This is a genomic window from Flavobacterium pallidum, assembly GCF_003097535.1.
Taxonomy (GTDB): Bacteria; Bacteroidota; Bacteroidia; order Flavobacteriales; family Flavobacteriaceae; genus Flavobacterium; species Flavobacterium pallidum.
In genome coordinates, this window is sequence record NZ_CP029187.1 from 61,229 (window position 1) to 81,048 (window position 19,820).

The following is a 19,820-nucleotide window of genomic DNA, read 5'->3' on the forward strand; positions in this document are numbered from 1 at the left end:
TGCAGCTACAGGCACGTCAGTCCAGGGCATCAGGGGCGATGTAACGTTCACCGTAGCGGTGAGTATCGCCGTTTGAATCGGTGATGGTGTATGTGAACGAGTCCGATCCGTTGAAGTCGCATTCGGGGTATAGTCGATCGTATCGTCGGTCGGGTCGTTCGGTGTTCCGTTGTTGTTTACGGTAGCCGTTCCGTTGCAGCAGGCGTGCAATCACGATGCCCGGTTGATGGTCCGTCAGGCCGAACGTATCATTGGCTAGTACCGGGATTTCACCGATGGTCTCTGTAACGTTCGCCGTATCATTTGAAGCTACAGGCACGTCAGTCCAGGCGCATCAGGGGCGATGGTCACGTTCACCGTAGCGGTCGAAGTATCGCCGTTTGAATCGGTGATGGTTATGTGAACGAGTCCGATCCGTTGAAGTTAGCATTCGGGGTATAGTCGATCGTATCGTCTGTCGGGTCGTTCGGTGTACCGTTGTTGTTCACGGTAGCCGTTCCGTTCGCAGCTGGCGTGGCAATCACGATCGCTCGGTTGATGGTCCGTCAGGTCCGAAGGTATCGTTTGCAAGTACAGCGATATTCACCGATTGGTCCTCTGTAACGTTCGCCGTATCATTTGAGCTACAGGCACGTCAGTACCAGGCGCATCAGGGGCGATCGTAACGTTCACCGTAGCGGTTGACGTATCGCCGTTTGAATCGGTGATGGTGTATGTGAACGAGTCCGATCCGTTGAAGTCGCATTCGGGGTATAGTCGATCGTATCGTCGTCGGGTCGTTCGGTGTACCGTTGTTGTTTACGGTAGCCGTTCCGTTAGCAGCAGGCGTAGCAATCACGATTGCCCGGTTGATGGTCCGTCAGGGCCGAACGTATCATTGGCTAGTACCGGGATATTCACCGACAGGTCTTCTGTAACGTTCGCCGTATCATTTGAGCTACAGGCACGTCAGTGCCAGGCGCATCAGGGGCGATCGTCACGTTCACCGTAGCGGTTGACGTATCGCCGTTTGAATCGGTGATGGTATAGGTGAACGATCCGATCCGTTGAAGTTAGCATTCGGGGTATAGTCGATCGTATCGTCGGTCGGGTCGTTCGGTGTACCGTTGTTGTTTACGGTAGCCGTTCCGTTCGCAGCGGCGTGCAATCACGATTGCCCGGTTGATGGTCCGTCAGGTCCGAAGGTATCATTGGCAAGTACCGGGATATTCACCGATTGGTCCTCTGTAACGTTCGCCGTATCATTTGAAGCTACAGGCACGTCAGTGCCAGGCGCATCAGGGGCGATGGTCACGTTCACCGTAGCGGTTGACGTATCGCCGTTTGAATCGGTGATGGTATAGGTGAACGAATCTGATCCGTTGAAGTCCGCATTCGGGGTATAGTCGATCGTATCGTCTGTCGGGTCGTTCGGCGTTCCGTTGTTGTTTACGGTAGCCGTTCCGTTCGCAGCTGGCGTAGCGATGCAATGGCAAATGCTGATGGTCCGTCAGGTCCGAACGTATCGTTGGCAGTACAGGGATGTTCACCGATTGGTCCTCTGTTACGTTCGCCGTATCATTTGAGGCTACAGGCACGTCAGTGCCAGGGGCATCAGGGGCGATGGTCACGTTCACCGTAGCGGTCGAAGTATCACCGTTTGAATCGGTGATGATGTATGTGAACGAGTCCGATCCGTTGAAGTCGCATTCGGGGTATAGTCGATCGTATCGTCGGTCGGGTCGTTCGGTGTACCGTTGTTGTTCACTGTGGCTGTTCCATTCGCAGCAGGCGTGGCAATCACGATCGCTCCGGTTGATGGTCCGTCAGGGCCGAACGTATCGTTTGCAAGTACCGGGATATTCACCGATTGGTCCTCTGTTACGTTAGCCGTATCATTTGAGGCTACAGGCACGTCAGTACCAGGGGCATCAGGGGCGATCGTCACATTCACTGTCGCAGTTGACGTATCACCGTTTGAATCGGTGATGGTGTATGTGAACGAATCCGATCCGTTGAAATTAGCATTCGGGGTATAGTCGATCGTATCGTCGGTCGGATCGTTCGGCGTTCCGTTGTTGTTTACGGTCGCGGTTCCGTTCGCAGCCGGCGTGGCAATCACGATCGCTCCGGTTGATGGGCCGTCAGGTCCGAACGTATCGTTGGCTAGTACCGGGATGTTCACCGATTGGTCCTCTGTAACGTTCGCCGTATCATTTGAGGCTACAGGCACGTCAGTGCCAGGCGCATCAGGGGCGATGGTCACGCTTACCGTAGCGGTCGAAGTATCACCGTTTGAATCGGTGATGGTATAGGTGAACGAGTCTGATCCGTTGAAGTCCGCATTCGGGGTATAGTCGATCGTATCGTCGGTCGGATCGTTCGGTGTTCCGTTGTTGTTCACGGTAGCCGTTCCGTTCGCAGCAGGCGTGGCAATCACGATCGCTCCGGTTGATGGTCCGTCAGGTCCGAACGTATCGTTGGCTAGTACCGGGATATTCACCGACTGGTCCTCTGTAACGTTCGCCGTATCATTTGAAGCTACAGGCACGTCAGTGCCAGGCGCATCAGGGGCGATGGTCACGTTCACTGTCGCAGTTGACGTATCACCGTTTGAATCGGTGATGGTGTATGTGAACGAGTCCGATCCGTTGAAGTTAGCATTCGGGGTATAGTCGATCGTATCGTCGGTCGGGTCGTTCGGCGTTCCGTTGTTGTTTACGGTAGCCGGTACCATTAGTGGCAGGTGTAGCAATGGTAATGGCTCCGATCGATGGGCCGTCAGGTCCGAAGGTATCATTGGCAAGTACCGGGATGTTCACCGATTGGTCTTCTGTTACGTTCGCCGTATCATTTGAAGCTACAGGCACGTCAGTGCCAGGGGCATCAGGGGCGATGGTCACGTTCACCGTAGCGGTCGAAGTATCGCCGTTTGAGTCGGTGATGGTATAGGTGAACGAGTCCGATCCGTTGAAGTTAGCATTCGGGGTATAGTCGATCGTATCGTCTGTCGGGTCGTTCGGCGTTCCGTTGTTGTTTACGGTAGCGGTACCATTAGTGGCAGGTGTAGCAATGGTAATGGCTCCGATCGATGGGCCGTCAGGTCCGAACGTATCGTTTGCAAGTACCGGGATGTTCACCGATTGGTCCTCTGTAACGTTCGCCGTATCATTTGAAGCTACAGGCACGTCAGTGCCAGGCGCATCAGGGGCGATGGTCACGTTCACTGTCGCAGTTGACGTATCACCGTTTGAATCGGTGATGGTGTATGTGAACGAGTCCGATCCGTTGAAGTTAGCATTCGGGGTATAGTCGATCGTGTCGTCTGTCGGGTCGTTCGGCGTTCCGTTGTTGTTTACGGTAGCGGTTCCATTAGTGGCTGGCGTGGCAATTGCAATGGCAAATGCTGATGGTCCGTCAGGGCCGAACGTATCGTTTGCAAGTACCGGGATATTCACCGATTGGTCCTCTGTAACGTTCGCCGTATCATTGAAGCTACAGGCACGTCAGTGCCAGGCGCATCAGGGGCGATGGTCACGTTCACCGTAGCGGTCGAAGTATCGCCGTTTGAATCGGTGATCGTGTATGTGAACGAGTCCGATCCGTTGAAGTCCGCATTCGGGGTATAGTCGATCGTATCGTCGGTCGGGTCGTTCGGTGTTCCGTTGTTGTTTACGGTAGCCGTTCCGTTTGCAGCAGGCGTGGCAATCACGATTGCCCCGGTTGATGGTCCGTCAGGTCCGAAGGTATCATTGGCAAGTACAGGGATGTTCACCGATTGGTCCTCTGTAACGTTCGCCGTATCATTTGAAGCTACAGGCACGTCAGTACCAGGGGCATCAGGGGCGATGGTCACGTTCACCGTAGCGGTTGACGTATCACCGTTTGAATCGGTGATGGTGTATGTGAACGAGTCCGATCCGTTGAAGTTAGCATTCGGGGTATAGTCGATCGTATCGTCGGTCGGGTCGTTCGGTGTACCGTTGTTGTTTACGGTAGCCGTTCCGTTCGCGGCTGGCGTAGCAATTGCAATGGCAAATGCTGATGGTCCGTCAGGTCCGAACGTATCGTTTGCAAGTACAGCGATGTTCACCGATTGGTCTTCTGTAACGTTCGCCGTATCATTTGAGGCTACCGGCACGTCAGTACCAGGCGCATCAGGGGCGATGGTCACGTTCACTGTCGCAGTTGACGTATCGCCGTTTGAATCGGTGATGGTATAGGTGAACGAGTCCGATCCGTTGAAGTTAGCATTCGGGGTATAGTCGATCGTATCGTCTGTCGGGTCGTTCGGTGTTCCGTTATTGTTCACGGTAGCCGTTCCGTTCGCAGCCGGCGTAGCAATCACGATCGCTCCGGTTGATGGGCCGTCAGGGCCGAACGTATCGTTTGCAAGTACCGGGATGTTCACCGATTGGTCCTCTGTAACGTTCGCCGTATCGTTTGCAGCTACAGGCACGTCAGTACCAGGCGCATCAGGGGCGATGGTAACGTTCACCGTAGCGGTCGAAGTATCACCGTTTGAGTCGGTGATGGTGTATGTGAACGAGTCCGATCCGTTGAAGTTAGCATTCGGGGTATAGTCGATCGTGTCGTCTGTCGGGTCGTTCGGTGTTCCGTTGTTGTTTACGGTAGCGGTTCCATTAGTGGCTGGCGTGGCAATTGCAATGGCAAATGCTGATGGTCCGTCAGGGCCGAACGTATCGTTGCAAGTACCGGGATGTTTACCGATTGGTCTTCCGTTACGTTCGCCGTATCGTTGGCAGCTACAGGCACGTCAGTGCCAGGGGCATCAGGGGCGATGGTAACGTTCACCGTAGCGGTTGACGTATCGCCGTTTGAATCGGTGATGGTGTAGGTGAACGAGTCCGATCCGTTGAAGTTAGCATTCGGGGTATAGTCGATCGTATCGTCGGTCGGGTCGTTCGGTGTACCGTTGTTGTTTACGGTAGCGGTACCATTAGTGGCTGGCGTGGCAATCACGATCGCTCCGGTTGATGGTCCGTCAGGTCCGAACGTATCGTTTGCAAGTACAGCGATGTTCACCGATTGGTCCTCTGTAACGTTCGCCGTATCATTTGAAGCTACAGGCACGTCAGTGCCAGGCGCATCAGGGGCGATGGTCACGTTCACCGTAGCGGTCGAAGTATCACCGTTTGAGTCGGTGATGGTGTATGTGAACGAGTCCGATCCGTTGAAGTCCGCATTCGGGGTATAGTCGATCGTATCGTCGGTCGGGTCGTTCGGCGTTCCGTTGTTGTTTACGGTAGCGGTACCATTAGTGGCAGGTGTAGCAATGGTAATGGCTCCGATCGATGGGCCGTCAGGTCCGAACGTATCGTTTGCAAGTACCGGGATGTTCACCGATTGGTCTTCTGTAACGTTCGCCGTATCATTTGAAGCTACAGGCACGTCAGTGCCAGGCGCATCAGGGGCGATGGTCACGTTCACTGTCGCAGTTGACGTATCACCGTTTGAATCGGTGATGGTATAGGTGAACGAATCCGATCCGTTGAAGTTAGCATTCGGGGTATAGTCGATCGTATCGTCGGTCGGGTCGTTCGGCGTTCCGTTGTTGTTTACGGTAGCGGTTCCATTAGTGGCTGGCGTGGCAATCACGATCGCTCCGGTTGATGGTCCGTCAGGTCCGAACGTATCGTTGGCTAGTACCGGGATGTTCACCGATTGGTCCTCTGTAACGTTCGCCGTATCATTTGAAGCTACAGGCACGTCAGTGCCAGGCGCATCAGGGGCGATGGTCACGTTCACTGTCGCAGTTGACGTATCACCGTTTGAATCGGTGATCGTGTATGTGAACGAGTCCGATCCGTTGAAGTCCGCATTCGGGGTATAGTCGATCGTATCGTCGGTCGGGTCGTTCGGCGTTCCGTTGTTGTTTACGGTAGCGGTACCATTAGTGGCAGGTGTAGCAATGGTAATGGCTCCGATCGATGGGCCGTCAGGTCCGAAGGTATCATTGGCAAGTACCGGGATGTTCACCGATTGGTCTTCTGTTACGTTCGCCGTATCATTTGAAGCTACAGGCACGTCAGTGCCAGGCGCATCAGGGGCGATGGTCACGTTCACCGTAGCGGTCGAAGTATCGCCGTTTGAATCGGTGATGGTATAGGTGAACGAGTCCGATCCGTTGAAGTTAGCATTCGGGGTATAGTCGATCGTATCGTCTGTCGGGTCGTTCGGTGTACCGTTGTTGTTCACGGTAGCCGTTCCGTTCGCGGCTGGCGTAGCAATTGCAATGGCAAATGCTGATGGGCCGTCAGGGCCGAACGTATCGTTTGCAAGTACCGGGATGTTCACCGATTGGTCCTCTGTAACGTTCGCCGTATCGTTTGCAGCTACAGGCACGTCAGTACCAGGCGCATCAGGGGCGATGGTAACGTTCACCGTAGCGGTCGAAGTATCACCGTTTGAGTCGGTGATGGTGTATGTGAACGAGTCCGATCCGTTGAAGTTAGCATTCGGGGTATAGTCGATCGTGTCGTCTGTCGGGTCGTTCGGCGTTCCGTTGTTGTTTACGGTAGCGGTTCCATTAGTGGCTGGCGTGGCAATTGCAATGGCAAATGCTGATGGTCCGTCAGGGCCGAACGTATCGTTTGCAAGTACCGGGATATTCACCGACAGGTCTTCTGTAACGTTCGCCGTATCGTTGGCTGCTACCGGCACGTCAGTACCAGGCGCATCAGGGGCGATGGTAACGTTCACCGTAGCGGTCGAAGTATCACCGTTTGAGTCGGTGATGGTGTATGTGAACGAGTCCGATCCGTTGAAGTTAGCATTCGGGGTATAGTCGATCGTGTCGTCTGTCGGGTCGTTCGGTGTTCCGTTGTTGTTTACGGTAGCGGTTCCATTAGTGGCTGGCGTGGCAATCACGATCGCTCCGGTTGATGGGCCGTCAGGGCCGAACGTATCGTTGGCTAGTACAGGGATGTTTACCGATTGGTCTTCCGTTACGTTCGCCGTATCGTTGGCAGCTACAGGCACGTCAGTACCAGGCGCATCAGGGGCGATCGTCACGTTCACCGTAGCGGTCGAAGTATCGCCGTTTGAATCGGTGATGGTATAGGTGAACGAGTCTGATCCGTTGAAGTCCGCATTCGGGGTATAGTCGATCGTATCGTCTGTCGGGTCGTTCGGTGTACCGTTGTTGTTCACGGTAGCCGTTCCGTTTGCAGCAGGCGTGGCAATCACGATCGCTCCGGTTGATGGGCCGTCAGGTCCGAAGGTATCATTGGCAAGTACCGGGATGTTCACCGATTGGTCCTCTGTAACGTTCGCCGTATCGTTTGCAGCTACAGGCACGTCAGTACCAGGGGCATCAGGGGCGATCGTCACGCTTACCGTAGCGGTCGAAGTATCGCCGTTTGAATCGGTGATGGTGTAGGTGAACGAATCCGATCCGTTGAAGTTAGCATTCGGGGTATAGTCGATCGTATCGTCTGTCGGATCGTTCGGTGTACCGTTGTTGTTTACGGTCGCCGTTCCGTTCGCGGCTGGCGTAGCAATTGCAATGGCAAATGCTGATGGGCCGTCAGGGCCGAACGTATCGTTTGCAAGTACCGGGATATTCACCGATTGGTCCTCTGTAACGTTCGCCGTATCGTTTGCAGCTACAGGCACGTCAGTACCAGGGGCATCAGGGGCGATCGTCACATTCACCGTAGCTGTAGATGTATCACCGTTTGAATCGGTGATGGTGTATGTGAACGAGTCCGATCCGTTGAAGTTCGCGTTCGGGGTATAGTCGATCGTATCGTCTGTCGGGTCGTTCGGCGTTCCGTTGTTGTTTACGGTCGCGGTTCCGTTCGCAGCTGGCGTGGCAATCACGATCGCTCCGGTTGATGGTCCGTCAGGTCCGAAGGTATCATTGGCAAGTACAGGGATATTCACCGATTGGTCCTCTGTAACGTTCGCCGTATCATTTGCAGCTACAGGCACGTCAGTGCCAGGGGCATCAGGGGCGATGGTCACGTTCACCGTAGCGGTTGACGTATCACCGTTTGAATCGGTGATGGTGTATGTGAACGAGTCCGATCCGTTGAAGTTAGCATTCGGGGTATAGTCGATCGTATCGTCTGTCGGGTCGTTCGGCGTTCCGTTGTTGTTCACGGTAGCGGTTCCGTTCGCAGCCGGCGTGGCAATCACGATCGCTCCGGTTGATGGTCCGTCAGGGCCGAACGTATCATTTGCAAGTACAGCGATATTCACCGATTGGTCCTCTGTAACGTTCGCCGTATCATTTGCAGCTACAGGCACGTCAGTGCCAGGCGCATCAGGGGCGATGGTCACGTTCACCGTAGCGGTTGACGTATCACCGTTTGAATCGGTGATGGTATAGGTGAACGAGTCCGATCCGTTGAAGTCCGCATTCGGGGTATAGTCGATCGTATCGTCTGTCGGGTCGTTCGGTGTACCGTTGTTGTTCACGGTAGCCGTTCCGTTCGCAGCAGGCGTGGCAATCACGATCGCTCCGATTGATGGGCCGTCTCCTCCAAAAGTATCATTAGCAAGCACCGGGATGTTCACCGATTGGTCTTCTGTAACGTTAGCCGTATCGTTGGCTGCAAGCGGAAGATCATTAACGGAATTAACTGTAATAGTCAAATTAGCAGTATCGGTATCGGTACCATCAGAAATAGTATAAGTTGCTACCGGAACAGCCCCGTTAAAATTAGGCGCCGGAACAAATGTATAGCTACCATCAGCATTAATTGTCAAATCACCTTCAGTCAAATTAGCAGTTGATCCCGCAGGATAAGTGATGGCATTAACGACAAATTGCGTGATCACTAATGGATTCAGATCAATATCAGAATCATTTTGCAATAAATCATTAGGAGATCCATTGGCAACTGTCAATGTAGTATCTTCCGGAGTATTGTTAGAATCATCAACAGCTACCGGAGGAGTATTTGTAATAGTCGGCGTATTTATCGAAGCATTATTACCTGGCGTAGGATCGTTTTCTGTACCAGTAATCGACGCGCTATTCGCATAGGAGCCAGTAGCATTTACAGTAACAACTATATCGAGAGTCGCATTGGCACCATTGGCAAGCGTACCGATATTCCAGATTCCGGTTCCATTATCGTAAGTTCCAATAGAAGGGTTCGAACTTACATAAGTATAACCTGAAGGAAGTAAATCTGTAACAGATGTATTTGTGGAGGCACTTGGCCCGTTATTTGTCGCAGTAAGTGTAAATGTAATCGTGTTACCCACCTGTGGAGCTGGATTGCTCACATTTTTAACAACTGCCCTATCCGATTGGGGAACTGGTGTAGTATTCTCCCCTTCCGAGTTGTTACCCGGAGTCGGATCATTCTCAGTTCCTGTAATCGAGGCCGTATTCAGGTAAGGACCAGCAGCATTTACGGTAGCGGTAATAGTCAAGGTAGCACTTGCGGCATTTGCCAATGTACCGATATTCCAAACTCCCGTTCCATTATTATAGGTACCAACCGATGGGTTCGAGCTTACATAAGTATAACCTGCAGGAAGGATATCATTCACTACAGTGTTTGTGGAAGCGCTTGGACCGGCATTGCTTGCCAAGATTGTAAAGGTAACATTTGAACCTACGTTTGGTGTAGGGTTATCAACAGTCTTCACTACGCTTCTGTTGGATTGAGCAACCGGTGTAGTGTCCTCCCCTTCCGAGTTGTTACCCGGAGTCGGATCATTCTCAGTTCCTGTAATCGAAGCCGTATTCAGGTAAGGACCAGCAGCATTTACGGTAGCGGTAATAGTCAAGGTAGCACTTGCGGCATTTGCCAATGTACCGATATTCCAAACTCCCGTCCCATTATTATAGGTACCAACCGATGGGTTCGAGCTTACATAAGTATAACCTGCAGGAAGGATATCATTCACTACAGTGTTTGTGGAAGCGCTTGGACCGGCATTGCTTGCCAAGATTGTAAAGGTAACATTTGAACCTACGTTTGGTGTAGGATTGTCAACAGTCTTCACTACGCTTCTGTTGGATTGAGCAACCGGTGTAGTGTCCTCCCCTTCCGAGTTGTTACCCGGAGTCGGATCATTCTCAGTTCCTGTAATCGAGGCCGTATTCAGGTAAGGACCAGCAGCATTTACGGTAGCGGTAATAGTCAAGGTAGCACTTGCGGCATTTGCCAATGTACCGATATTCCAAACTCCCGTTCCATTATTATAGGTACCAACCGATGGGTTCGAGCTTACATAAGTATAACCTGCAGGAAGGATATCATTCACTACAGTGTTTGTGGAAGCGCTTGGACCGGCATTGCTTGCCAAGATTGTAAAGGTAACATTTGAACCTACGTTTGGTGTAGGATTGTCAACTGTTTTAACTACACTTCTGTTAGATTGTGGTACAGGCGTCGGCGCACTTGATGAGGAATTGTTACCAGGGGTAGGATCATTTTCCGTTCCTGTAATCGTAGCACTATTAACGAATGAACCGGTTGCGTTAACCGTGGCTGTAATTTGCAAAGTTGGAGTAGCTCCTACAGCAAGATTACCTATGTTCCAAACTCCCGTCCCTTGCGTATATGTTCCGGTCGAGGCGACATGACTTACATATGTATATCCTGACGGTAAAAGGTCATTAACAATCACACCTGTTGAAGCACTTGGACCTGCGTTATTTGCCGTAATCGTGAAAGTTACGTTTGATCCCACATTCGGAGTGGCGTTGTCAACGATTTTAGTAATTCCCCTATTAGATTGTGGGACAGGGACCGGCGTGCTTGTCGAGGAGTTGTTGCCCGGTGTCGAGTCATTTTCATTTCCTGTGATCGTGGCGATGTTGCCGTAGTTGCCTGTGGCAAGAACCGTTGCAGTGATGGTCAATGTCGGGGTGGCACCAACGGCCAAATTGCCGATGTTCCATACTCCTGTTCCTTGTGTGTATGTTCCTGTGGAAGCGACATGGCTTACATAAGAATAACCCGTCGGAAGCAAATCGTTTACGTTTACTCCTGTCGAGGCGCTTGGTCCGGCATTGCTGGCAGTGATTGTAAAGGTGACGTTCGAGCCTACGTTAGGCGTTCCGTTGTTCACGATCTTGGTTACGCCCCTGTCTGATTGTGGTACAGGGACCGGCGTGCTTGTCGAGGAATTGTTGCCCGGTGTCGGGTCGTTCTCTGTTCCTGTGATCGTGGCGATGTTGCCGTAGTTGCCTGTAGCCAGTACGGTCGCAGTGATGGTCAGTGTCGGGGTGGCACCAACGGCTAAGTTGCCGATGTTCCATACTCCCGTTCCCTGTGTGTATGTTCCCGTGGAAGCGACATGGCTTACATAAGAATAACCCGTCGGAAGCAAATCGTTTACGTTCACACCAGTTGAGGCGCTTGGTCCTGCATTGCTTGCAGTGATCGTAAAGGTGACGTTCGAGCCTACGTTAGGCGTTCCGTTGTTCACGATCTTGGTCACACCCCTGTCTGATTGTGGGACAGGGACCGGTGTGCTTGTCGAGGAATTGTTGCCCGGTGTCGGGTCATTTTCATTTCCTGTGATCGTGGCGATGTTGCCGTAGTTGCCTGTAGCCAGTACGGTCGCAGTGATGGTCAGTGTCGGGGTGGCACCAACGGCTAAGTTGCCGATGTTCCATACTCCCGTTCCCTGTGTGTATGTTCCTGTGGAAGCGACATGGCTTACATAAGAATAACCCGTCGGAAGCAAATCGTTTACGTTCACACCAGTTGAGGCGCTTGGTCCTGCATTACTTGCAGTGATCGTAAAGGTGACGTTCGAGCCTACGTTAGGCGTTCCGTTGTTCACGATCTTGGTTACGCCCCTGTCTGATTGTGGGACAGGGACCGGTGTGCTTGTCGAGGAGTTGTTGCCCGGTGTCGGGTCATTTTCATTTCCTGTGATCGTGGCGATGTTGCCGTAGTTGCCCGTGGCAAGAACCGTTGCAGTGATGGTCAATGTCGGGGTGGCACCAACGGCCAAATTGCCGATGTTCCATACTCCCGTCCCTTGCGTATATGTTCCGGTCGAGGCGACATGACTTACATATGTATATCCTGACGGTAAAAGGTCATTAACAATCACACCTGTTGAAGCACTTGGACCTGCGTTATTTGCCGTAATCGTGAAAGTTACGTTTGATCCCACATTCGGAGTGGCGTTGTCAACGATTTTAGTAATTCCCCTATTAGATTGTGGGACAGGGACCGGCGTGCTTGTCGAGGAGTTGTTGCCCGGTGTCGGGTCATTTTCATTTCCTGTGATCGTGGCGATGTTGCCGTAGTTGCCCGTGGCAAGAACCGTTGCAGTGATGGTCAATGTCGGGGTGGCACCAACGGCCAAATTGCCGATGTTCCATACTCCTGTTCCCTGTGTGTATGTTCCCGTGGAAGCGACATGGCTTACATAAGAATAACCCGTCGGAAGCAAATCGTTTACGTTCACACCTGTCGAGGCGCTTGGTCCGGCATTGCTGGCAGTGATCGTAAAGGTGACGTTCGAGCCTACGTTAGGCGTTCCGTTGTTCACGATCTTGGTCACGCCCCTGTCTGATTGTGGTACAGGGACCGGCGTGCTTGTCGAGGAATTGTTGCCCGGTGTCGGGTCGTTCTCTGTTCCTGTGATAGTGGCGATGTTGCCGTAGTTGCCCGTGGCAAGAACCGTCGCAGTGATAGTCAATGTCGGGGTGGCACCAACGGCCAAATTGCCGATGTTCCATACTCCCGTTCCTTGTGTGTATGTTCCTGTGGAAGCGACATGGCTTACATAAGAATAACCCGTCGGAAGCAAATCGTTTACGTTTACTCCTGTCGAGGCGCTTGGTCCGGCATTGCTGGCAGTGATCGTAAAGGTGACGTTCGAGCCTACGTTAGGCGTTCCGTTGTTCACGATCTTGGTCACGCCCCTGTCTGATTGTGGTACAGGGACCGGCGTGCTTGTCGAGGAATTGTTGCCCGGTGTCGGGTCGTTCTCTGTTCCTGTGATAGTGGCGATGTTGCCGTAGTTGCCCGTGGCAAGAACCGTCGCAGTGATAGTCAATGTCGGGGTGGCACCAACGGCCAAATTGCCGATGTTCCATACTCCCGTTCCTTGTGTGTATGTTCCTGTGGAAGCGACATGGCTTACATAAGAATAACCCGTCGGAAGCAAATCGTTTACGTTTACGCCCGTCGAGGCGCTTGGTCCGGCATTGCTGGCAGTGATCGTAAAGGTGACGTTCGAGCCTACGTTAGGCGTTCCGTTGTTCACGATCTTGGTCACGCCCCTGTCTGATTGTGGTACAGGTACCGGTGTGCTTGTCGAGGAGTTGTTGCCCGGTGTCGGGTCATTTTCATTTCCTGTGATCGTGGCGATGTTGCCGTAGTTGCCTGTGGCAAGAACCGTTGCAGTGATGGTCAATGTCGGGGTGGCACCAACGGCTAAGTTGCCGATGTTCCATACTCCCGTTCCCTGTGTGTATGTTCCTGTGGAAGCGACATGACTTACATAAGAATAACCCGTCGGAAGCAAATCGTTTACGTTCACACCAGTTGAGGCGCTTGGTCCTGCATTGCTTGCAGTGATCGTAAAGGTGACGTTCGAGCCTACGTTAGGCGTTCCGTTGTTCACGATCTTGGTCACGCCCCTGTCTGATTGTGGTACAGGTACCGGTGTGCTTGTCGAGGAATTGTTGCCCGGTGTCGGGTCATTTTCATTTCCTGTGATCGTGGCGATGTTGCCGTAGTTGCCTGTAGCCAGTACGGTCGCAGTGATGGTCAGTGTCGGGGTGGCACCAACGGCTAAGTTGCCGATGTTCCATACTCCCGTTCCCTGTGTGTATGTTCCGGTTGAGGCAACGTGGCTTACATAAGAATAACCTGTCGGAAGCAAATCGTTTACGTTTACGCCCGTCGAGGCGCTTGGTCCGGCATTGCTTGCAGTGATCGTAAAGGTGACGTTCGAGCCTACGTTAGGCGTTCCGTTGTTCACGATCTTGGTCACGCCCCTGTTTGATTGTGGTACAGGGACCGGCGTGCTTGTCGAGGAATTGTTGCCCGGTGTCGGGTCGTTCTCTGTTCCTGTGATAGTGGCGATGTTGCCGTAGTTGCCTGTAGCCAGTACGGTCGCAGTGATGGTCAATGTCGGGGTGGCACCAACGGCCAAATTGCCGATGTTCCATACTCCCGTTCCCTGTGTGTATGTTCCCGTGGAAGCGACATGGCTTACATAAGAATAACCTGTCGGTAAAAGGTCGTTTACAATAGTGTTGGTAGAAGCGCTTAATCCGGCATTACTTGCGGTAATTGTAAATGTAACGTTCGATCCTACGTTCGGTGTAGGATTGTTAACAACCTTGTTCACCCCTCTGTTCGCTTGTGGGACAGGGACCGGCGTGCTTGTCGAGGAGTTGTTGCCCGGTGTCGGGTCATTTTCATTTCCTGTAATCGTGGCGATGTTGCCGTAGTTTCCTGTACCAAGTACCGTAGCGGTAATGGTCAGCGTAGGAGTAGCACCCATTGCAAGGTTGCCAATTGCCCATACTCCAGTTCCTGGCGTATATGTTCCGGTTGAGGCAACGTGGCTTACATAAGAATAACCTGTCGGTAACAGGTCGTTCACATTCACGCCCGTTGAGGCGCTTGGTCCTGCGTTACTTGCTGTAATTGTAAAGGTAACATTCGAACCTACGTTAGGCGTGCCATTATCAACAATCTTGGTTACGCCCCTGTTCGATTGAGGGACGGGTACCGGGGTACTATTTGCAGAGTTATTACCGGCAGTCTGATCTAATTCATTGCCTGTTATAGTAGCTGTATTCGAGTAAGAACCTGTTGCTAAAACGGTACCGGTGATTGTCAGTACACGGCTTTGACCACTTGTCATATTCCCAATAGTCCAGACTCCAGTACCTGTATTGTAAGATCCAATTGCAGGTGAAGCAGAAACCAATGAATAACCTGAAGGAAGCAAATCATTAACGACAACACCTGTAGCGGCACCAGGACCATTGTTTGTAGCTGTTATGGTAAAGGTAACATTTGAACCTACGTTAGGTGTTGGATTGTTTACACTTTTGGTCACGGCCAAATCAGTAGAAACAGCCAAACCATAAGTTTTAGAACAGGCTGCTGCCCCGGCACCTGTAAAAGATACAGGATAAACAATTGGTGTCGAAGTTTGTGCATACGTTGCAGGAAGTGGCGTGGCCAATCTTACATTATAATTTGCAGCTGTATAGTCCGTATATGCAATTTGTACGTTATCAAATGTAACGGTATCCGTATTATCGCCGGAAGTACATTGGAAACGAATTGTTGTAGTTGCAGAAATATAAGGTGTAATATCAAATGATCCTGTGCTTGGTGAAGCACTTGCACTATTATAGGTGACCAAAGTAGTGAAAGGACCTCCTGCCGATGTCGCAGCTGATACCACGATGGCATCGCCCACTTCAAGTGAAGCGGTAGTATATGCAAATGTAAGTGTGGCAGCTTCAAATCCTGTCATATTTGCAGTTCTTGAAGCCCCTTTGTTAACGTTCCTGATTCTTAAGCCAGCCGCTACGACCTGAATGTCACCTGCAGCAAAACCATCCGCTTCTCCAACTTCTGTCCAGTTTCCTGCCCAGGCAGTACTACCATTACTTCCCGTCGCGCTTCCTACTGTATTGAAGTTATCCAGGAAAGTACCGTTCGTCGTAGGCGGTGTAATGTTAAATTGATAAGCACCCGTATTTGAAGTGGCTACCGTCTGATTGATTGTCTCACCGCCATCAACGACACCATTATTATTAGGGTCATTATAAAGGTTTACCGAAACGCTTTGGATGCCAGTTTCTCCCACATTCCGAACACCATTCTTATTAGTATCATTGTATATAAGACCTGCCACCACGTTTTGGTTAGGTATTGAAGCACAAGCAACCGCCAACGTCACTGTTGCAGTGGAGCACACCGTTGGATCATCAGCGCTACATACATTATATTGGAATGAATCAGGGCCGCTGTATCCACTGTTAGGTGTATAGGTTATTGTACCATTAGGATTAACAGTCACAGCACCGTTTGCAGGATTCGAAACAATAGTTACCGAAGAGGTGTTTGGCATACCCGGAGTATCATTTGCCAAAACATTTAATGTCTGCGGTACATCCGTTACTATATTATAGGAGTCATTGACGGCAGTAAGATGCGCGATCACCCCAAGGAAATTATTCTTATAACAATTACCCAATCCTGTAGCGGTAACAGCATAACTGTTTAGGTTGGAATTTGTAAATCTTCCACCGGTTCCACTTACATCCTGCCTTACTATATAACAGGTTGTATTTACCGAATAAGTTACCTGTACGTCATCAACGTAAAGAAAGTCGGTATTATCATTAAGGTTTGTAGAGGTGAAGGCTATCGAATTGACACCATTGGCATTAAAGTTTGCCGGAGGGATATTAATGGTAACGCTGGTATAAGCCGGATCAGTTGTAACAAGCCTGTTGATGGTCTGTAAAGTGGTGCCATTAACTGCAACGGTATAACTTTCCGTTGCTTCCAATTGTGACCTTCTGTACCTGAACGATAATGTAGCCTGCGTAGCACCCGTAAATGTAACTGTCCTGGTTGCCGTTTTATTTGCACCGTTTAAAATCAGGACATTTGAAAAACCTGCCGTAGGATCTGGACCAATGCTTGTAGGTGAAGCCGTAATGTCATTTGTTCCTGCTCCGGACTCAACCCAGTTTGAGGTCCAGTTAATCGTTCCATCATTACCATTGGCTGCTGCCGGCTCAAAATCGTCCCTTGCATAAAAACCAGGAACTACACTAAACGAATAATTTCCGGATAAATCGGAAGTTGTTGTCTGAATCAAATTATCTCCTGCGTTGATCACCCCATTACAGTTTGCATCATAATAAAGGTTAACAGGAATGCCGTCGATTAATTTTTCACCTACGTTGTAAGCGGTGTCATCCGGAAGTTGTTCCACGAAAACCTTGCCTTCGATAAGATCTTCCGATGCCCTTGCATTACAAGTAGTAATCTTTATGGTTACCAGCGCATCGTCACAGGTGTTTGTATATTCTTTGGAACAAACCTGGTAGCGGAAGGTATCGATACCTATATAACCATTATTAGGAGTATATGTAATCGTACCGTTGGCATTTACCTGTACTGTCCCATTCGTAGGTTGTGTCAATATCACCACCGATGACGGATTAGGCGTACAAAGGAAACCGGCATCGTTTGACAGCACCCCTACTATAATAGGTGTATTCGGTTCGGTCACTTCCTGATCGTCGTTGGCGATGATCAGGTTGGTCAAACACTTAGGCTGCATCACGGTTCCAACGTCCAGTGCGGGAGTTCCAGTCGAGGCGACGCTTGCATCTTCCCCGTATACCGCCGCAATGTGCGTACCGTCACAGGTGAATAATGCCATACCACCCTGGTTGCCGCTTGGGTTGAATAACCTCCATTGTTGCAGTGCCGTAACCGACAAAGAAACGTCGTAAGGAATTCCGCACGGACTCAGCGTGACGCCGCTGCCCAGGTTACCATCGTATTTTGCATAGATGGTAGTGGCCGCAACAGCCGTCGCCCAAATCGGGTTATAGTTGGTGCCTGCGGCGTTGTTTAGGGAACCGGGCGCCCAGGCGATACTGGTAAAATTCGTCAGCCTTTCCGCAGCGATCAGCGAGATGGCCCAATCGTAATTGGAACCGGCCGTATCGTCATCCATAATCTGGATGGCGGTATAGGCCTCACCTCCCTGGCTGATGAAATGATAAGCCGAACCGATGTCTGTACAGCTTACAATAGCTGATCCTCCCGCAGGCACCACTATAGGTGTAACCGGAGTATTTATACTATTATAATTCACCGTAATGGCGGTACCCAACGAGTTGTACAGGTGAACGATCGCCGGTGCAGTACGCGGCGGACCGTCGTTCCTGGTTTCAGAAACCGGGGTATAATATTCACTTCCGTAGAAAAGCGACTGGAAGATATTAATGTTCCTGGTTCCATAATTGTCAAGCCCTCCGAAAAGCACATCGACACCAACAGGGAAGTTCGACGTTACAATGGCACCCTCCTTAATATCATTGGCCTGGTTCACGTTCGCCAGTTTGACGGCGTTCGTATCGCCGGCAGAGTTACCTCCGGTACCGTCATAAAACCAAACCTCACCTTCATTTAAATTCTGGGTGGCATCAACCGTTCCGTTTCCGTCATAGTCCAGGTTTACTATGGTTCCATTCTGGGAAGCCCTAACAAACATCGCAGTATATCGGAAAGCATTTGAAATCGCTGCCTGGTCCTCACCAAAACCGATAACGAACAAGTTACCGAAACGCGTCGTGTCATACACATCGGACTTGGCTAATTGAAGCGCAAATTGGGCGTTGTCGCCCGTTACTTTTGAAACCGCAATATCATTGGTACTATAAATCTTATCCTTACCATCATAATGTATATCTGTTACCGGCGGCGTATTTCCCCGGTTGGCAATTCCATAAGCGAAGAAATCATCCAATACTATACTGGCACCACTCGGCAGGATATCGGTTGGGTAACCAGGAGCAACACCATTGGCAGTATTTCCGTCACCCCAAACCAAAGTGGTTGATTGTACCGGATTGGTAATATCAGCTTCATAGCCGTCTTCCCATTGGTCATAAGTAATAATAACATTAGGGTATGGGCTCTTGATACTTGTAATGTTCCTTACTCCATTTACAAGTGTATCATCTCCCGCATCATTCGAAGCCCTCCTGAACGCATCCCAAAGGTTGGCTTCCGGAAAAGGCATGTAGAAAGTCTTCGCCCTGTTCGCTTCAAGACATGGATCCTGGTAAGTCGGATTCACGGTAATGTTCACATCGGCCGTATCGCACAAAGGTGTCGGTACCGTGTTATCACAAACCCTGTAGGTGAATTGGTCTGCACCCACATAGTTCCCGTTCGGAAGGTATGTGATGTTCCCATTGGCACCCACCTGAAGTGTTCCGGCAGCCGGCTGAACCAGGATGACAATCGATGCAGGATTGATGTTTCCCGTATCATTCGTAAGCACATTGAAGGAAATTGGCTTCCCCTGGGATGTGGTCACGGTATCATCACCTGCAACAACCTGTGCTTTGGCAGTTCCGCCAAGCAATAAAAATGCTGTTGTTGCTAATGAGAAAATTACACTTTTGAATTGTAGAGCTCGTTTCATAAAGAATATATTTTGTAAGGAAATATAACTACGTAACTGAATAAACTTTTAATAAAATATTACAGAAAGACGACAAGCCTCCCTGCATTAAAAATGCTTTAACAAATTTTGATTCAAAGATAAAGTTCGTATGCAACCAAAAAAGTGATGGCCGAAAAGTTAAATATAACTTAACACCACAATATTTTTTTTACATACGAAATAGCTCCATTCTTGGATTTTACCTTTGTGAATCTGCCTTCGTATCATTGACATTTATTTTTTTCCACAAATAAATGTTAATAATAAGCAAAGGTCCATAAAATAATTCACCTTAAAAAAATTGATTTGTAGAATTATTACTACGCCGTAAAGGTCCAACGAATGTGCGGTTTACACAAAAAAAAGAGGTGAAATGCCTACCCAATGAGGAGTAAAGGGAACTAATAAATTTTAACAATAGATTATGGTAATTGCTTTTTTAACAAACGAATCTTAATTTTCTGTCAAAAAAATATTTAATAAGTAATATCTTATAATTTAAATCAAAAATCGCGCTATATATGAAATCAATCCTTATCAAAATGAAATTCAACAGGTGCATCGATTAAAAAGTGCAACGAATAAATATAAATGCAAAGCGCTAAAAAAAATCATCTTCATGGTCTTTCGGCATCATAGTCGAAAGGTTTATA

The 19,820-nt window shown here is 50.1% G+C and carries 8 protein-coding genes and 2 pseudogenes; all 10 read right to left on the reverse strand.

The window, feature by feature from the left end; genetic code table 11:
- Positions 1-16: 16 nt before the first annotated feature.
- Positions 17-319, reverse strand: a complete 303-nt coding sequence (locus HYN49_RS00145) for an Ig-like domain-containing protein (RefSeq protein ID WP_108902236.1) — start codon at positions 317-319, stop codon at positions 17-19.
- 76 nt (positions 320-395) lie between these two features.
- Entirely contained in the window at positions 396-524 is a 129-nt protein-coding gene (locus tag HYN49_RS15105) for an Ig-like domain-containing protein (RefSeq protein ID WP_181368979.1), read from the reverse strand.
- A 58-nt stretch (positions 525-582) separates the two neighbouring features.
- A pseudogene (locus tag HYN49_RS15270) lies at positions 583-750 on the reverse strand (Ig-like domain-containing protein); the annotation flags it as partial.
- Between the two features lie 146 nt (positions 751-896).
- The gene (locus HYN49_RS15275; protein ID WP_394336409.1) at positions 897-1,043 is read right to left on the reverse strand and encodes an Ig-like domain-containing protein; all 147 of its coding nucleotides are present in this window, start codon (positions 1,041-1,043) and stop codon (positions 897-899) included.
- Complete coding sequence (locus tag HYN49_RS15115; RefSeq protein WP_181368980.1) at positions 983-1,147, reverse strand: Ig-like domain-containing protein; 165 nt, start codon at positions 1,145-1,147, stop codon at positions 983-985. Before HYN49_RS15115 ends, HYN49_RS15275 begins: the two co-directional genes overlap by 61 nt.
- Positions 1,148-1,483, reverse strand: a complete 336-nt coding sequence (locus HYN49_RS15255) for an Ig-like domain-containing protein (RefSeq protein ID WP_181369010.1) — start codon at positions 1,481-1,483, stop codon at positions 1,148-1,150.
- A 181-nt stretch (positions 1,484-1,664) separates the two neighbouring features.
- Positions 1,665-2,716, reverse strand: a pseudogene (locus HYN49_RS15125) (Ig-like domain-containing protein); the annotation flags it as partial.
- A complete protein-coding gene (locus HYN49_RS00160; RefSeq protein ID WP_108902237.1) occupies positions 2,637-3,437 on the reverse strand; it encodes an Ig-like domain-containing protein in 801 nt (266 codons plus the stop codon). The pseudogene HYN49_RS15125 and the gene HYN49_RS00160, both read right to left, overlap by 80 nt.
- Positions 3,434-4,711: an Ig-like domain-containing protein gene (locus tag HYN49_RS00165; RefSeq protein WP_317045878.1), complete on the reverse strand. Its 1,278-nt coding sequence runs from the start codon at positions 4,709-4,711 to the stop codon at positions 3,434-3,436. Before HYN49_RS00165 ends, HYN49_RS00160 begins: the two co-directional genes overlap by 4 nt.
- A complete protein-coding gene (locus HYN49_RS00170; protein ID WP_108902239.1) occupies positions 4,606-19,146 on the reverse strand; it encodes an Ig-like domain-containing protein in 14,541 nt (4,846 codons plus the stop codon). Before HYN49_RS00170 ends, HYN49_RS00165 begins: the two co-directional genes overlap by 106 nt.
- Positions 19,147-19,820 lie beyond the last annotated feature (674 nt).

Coding starts and splice junctions, on each gene's coding strand:
- HYN49_RS00170 (WP_108902239.1), bottom strand. CDS start 19,146: ATGAAACGAGCTCTACAATTCAAAAGTGTAATTTTCTCATTAGCAACA.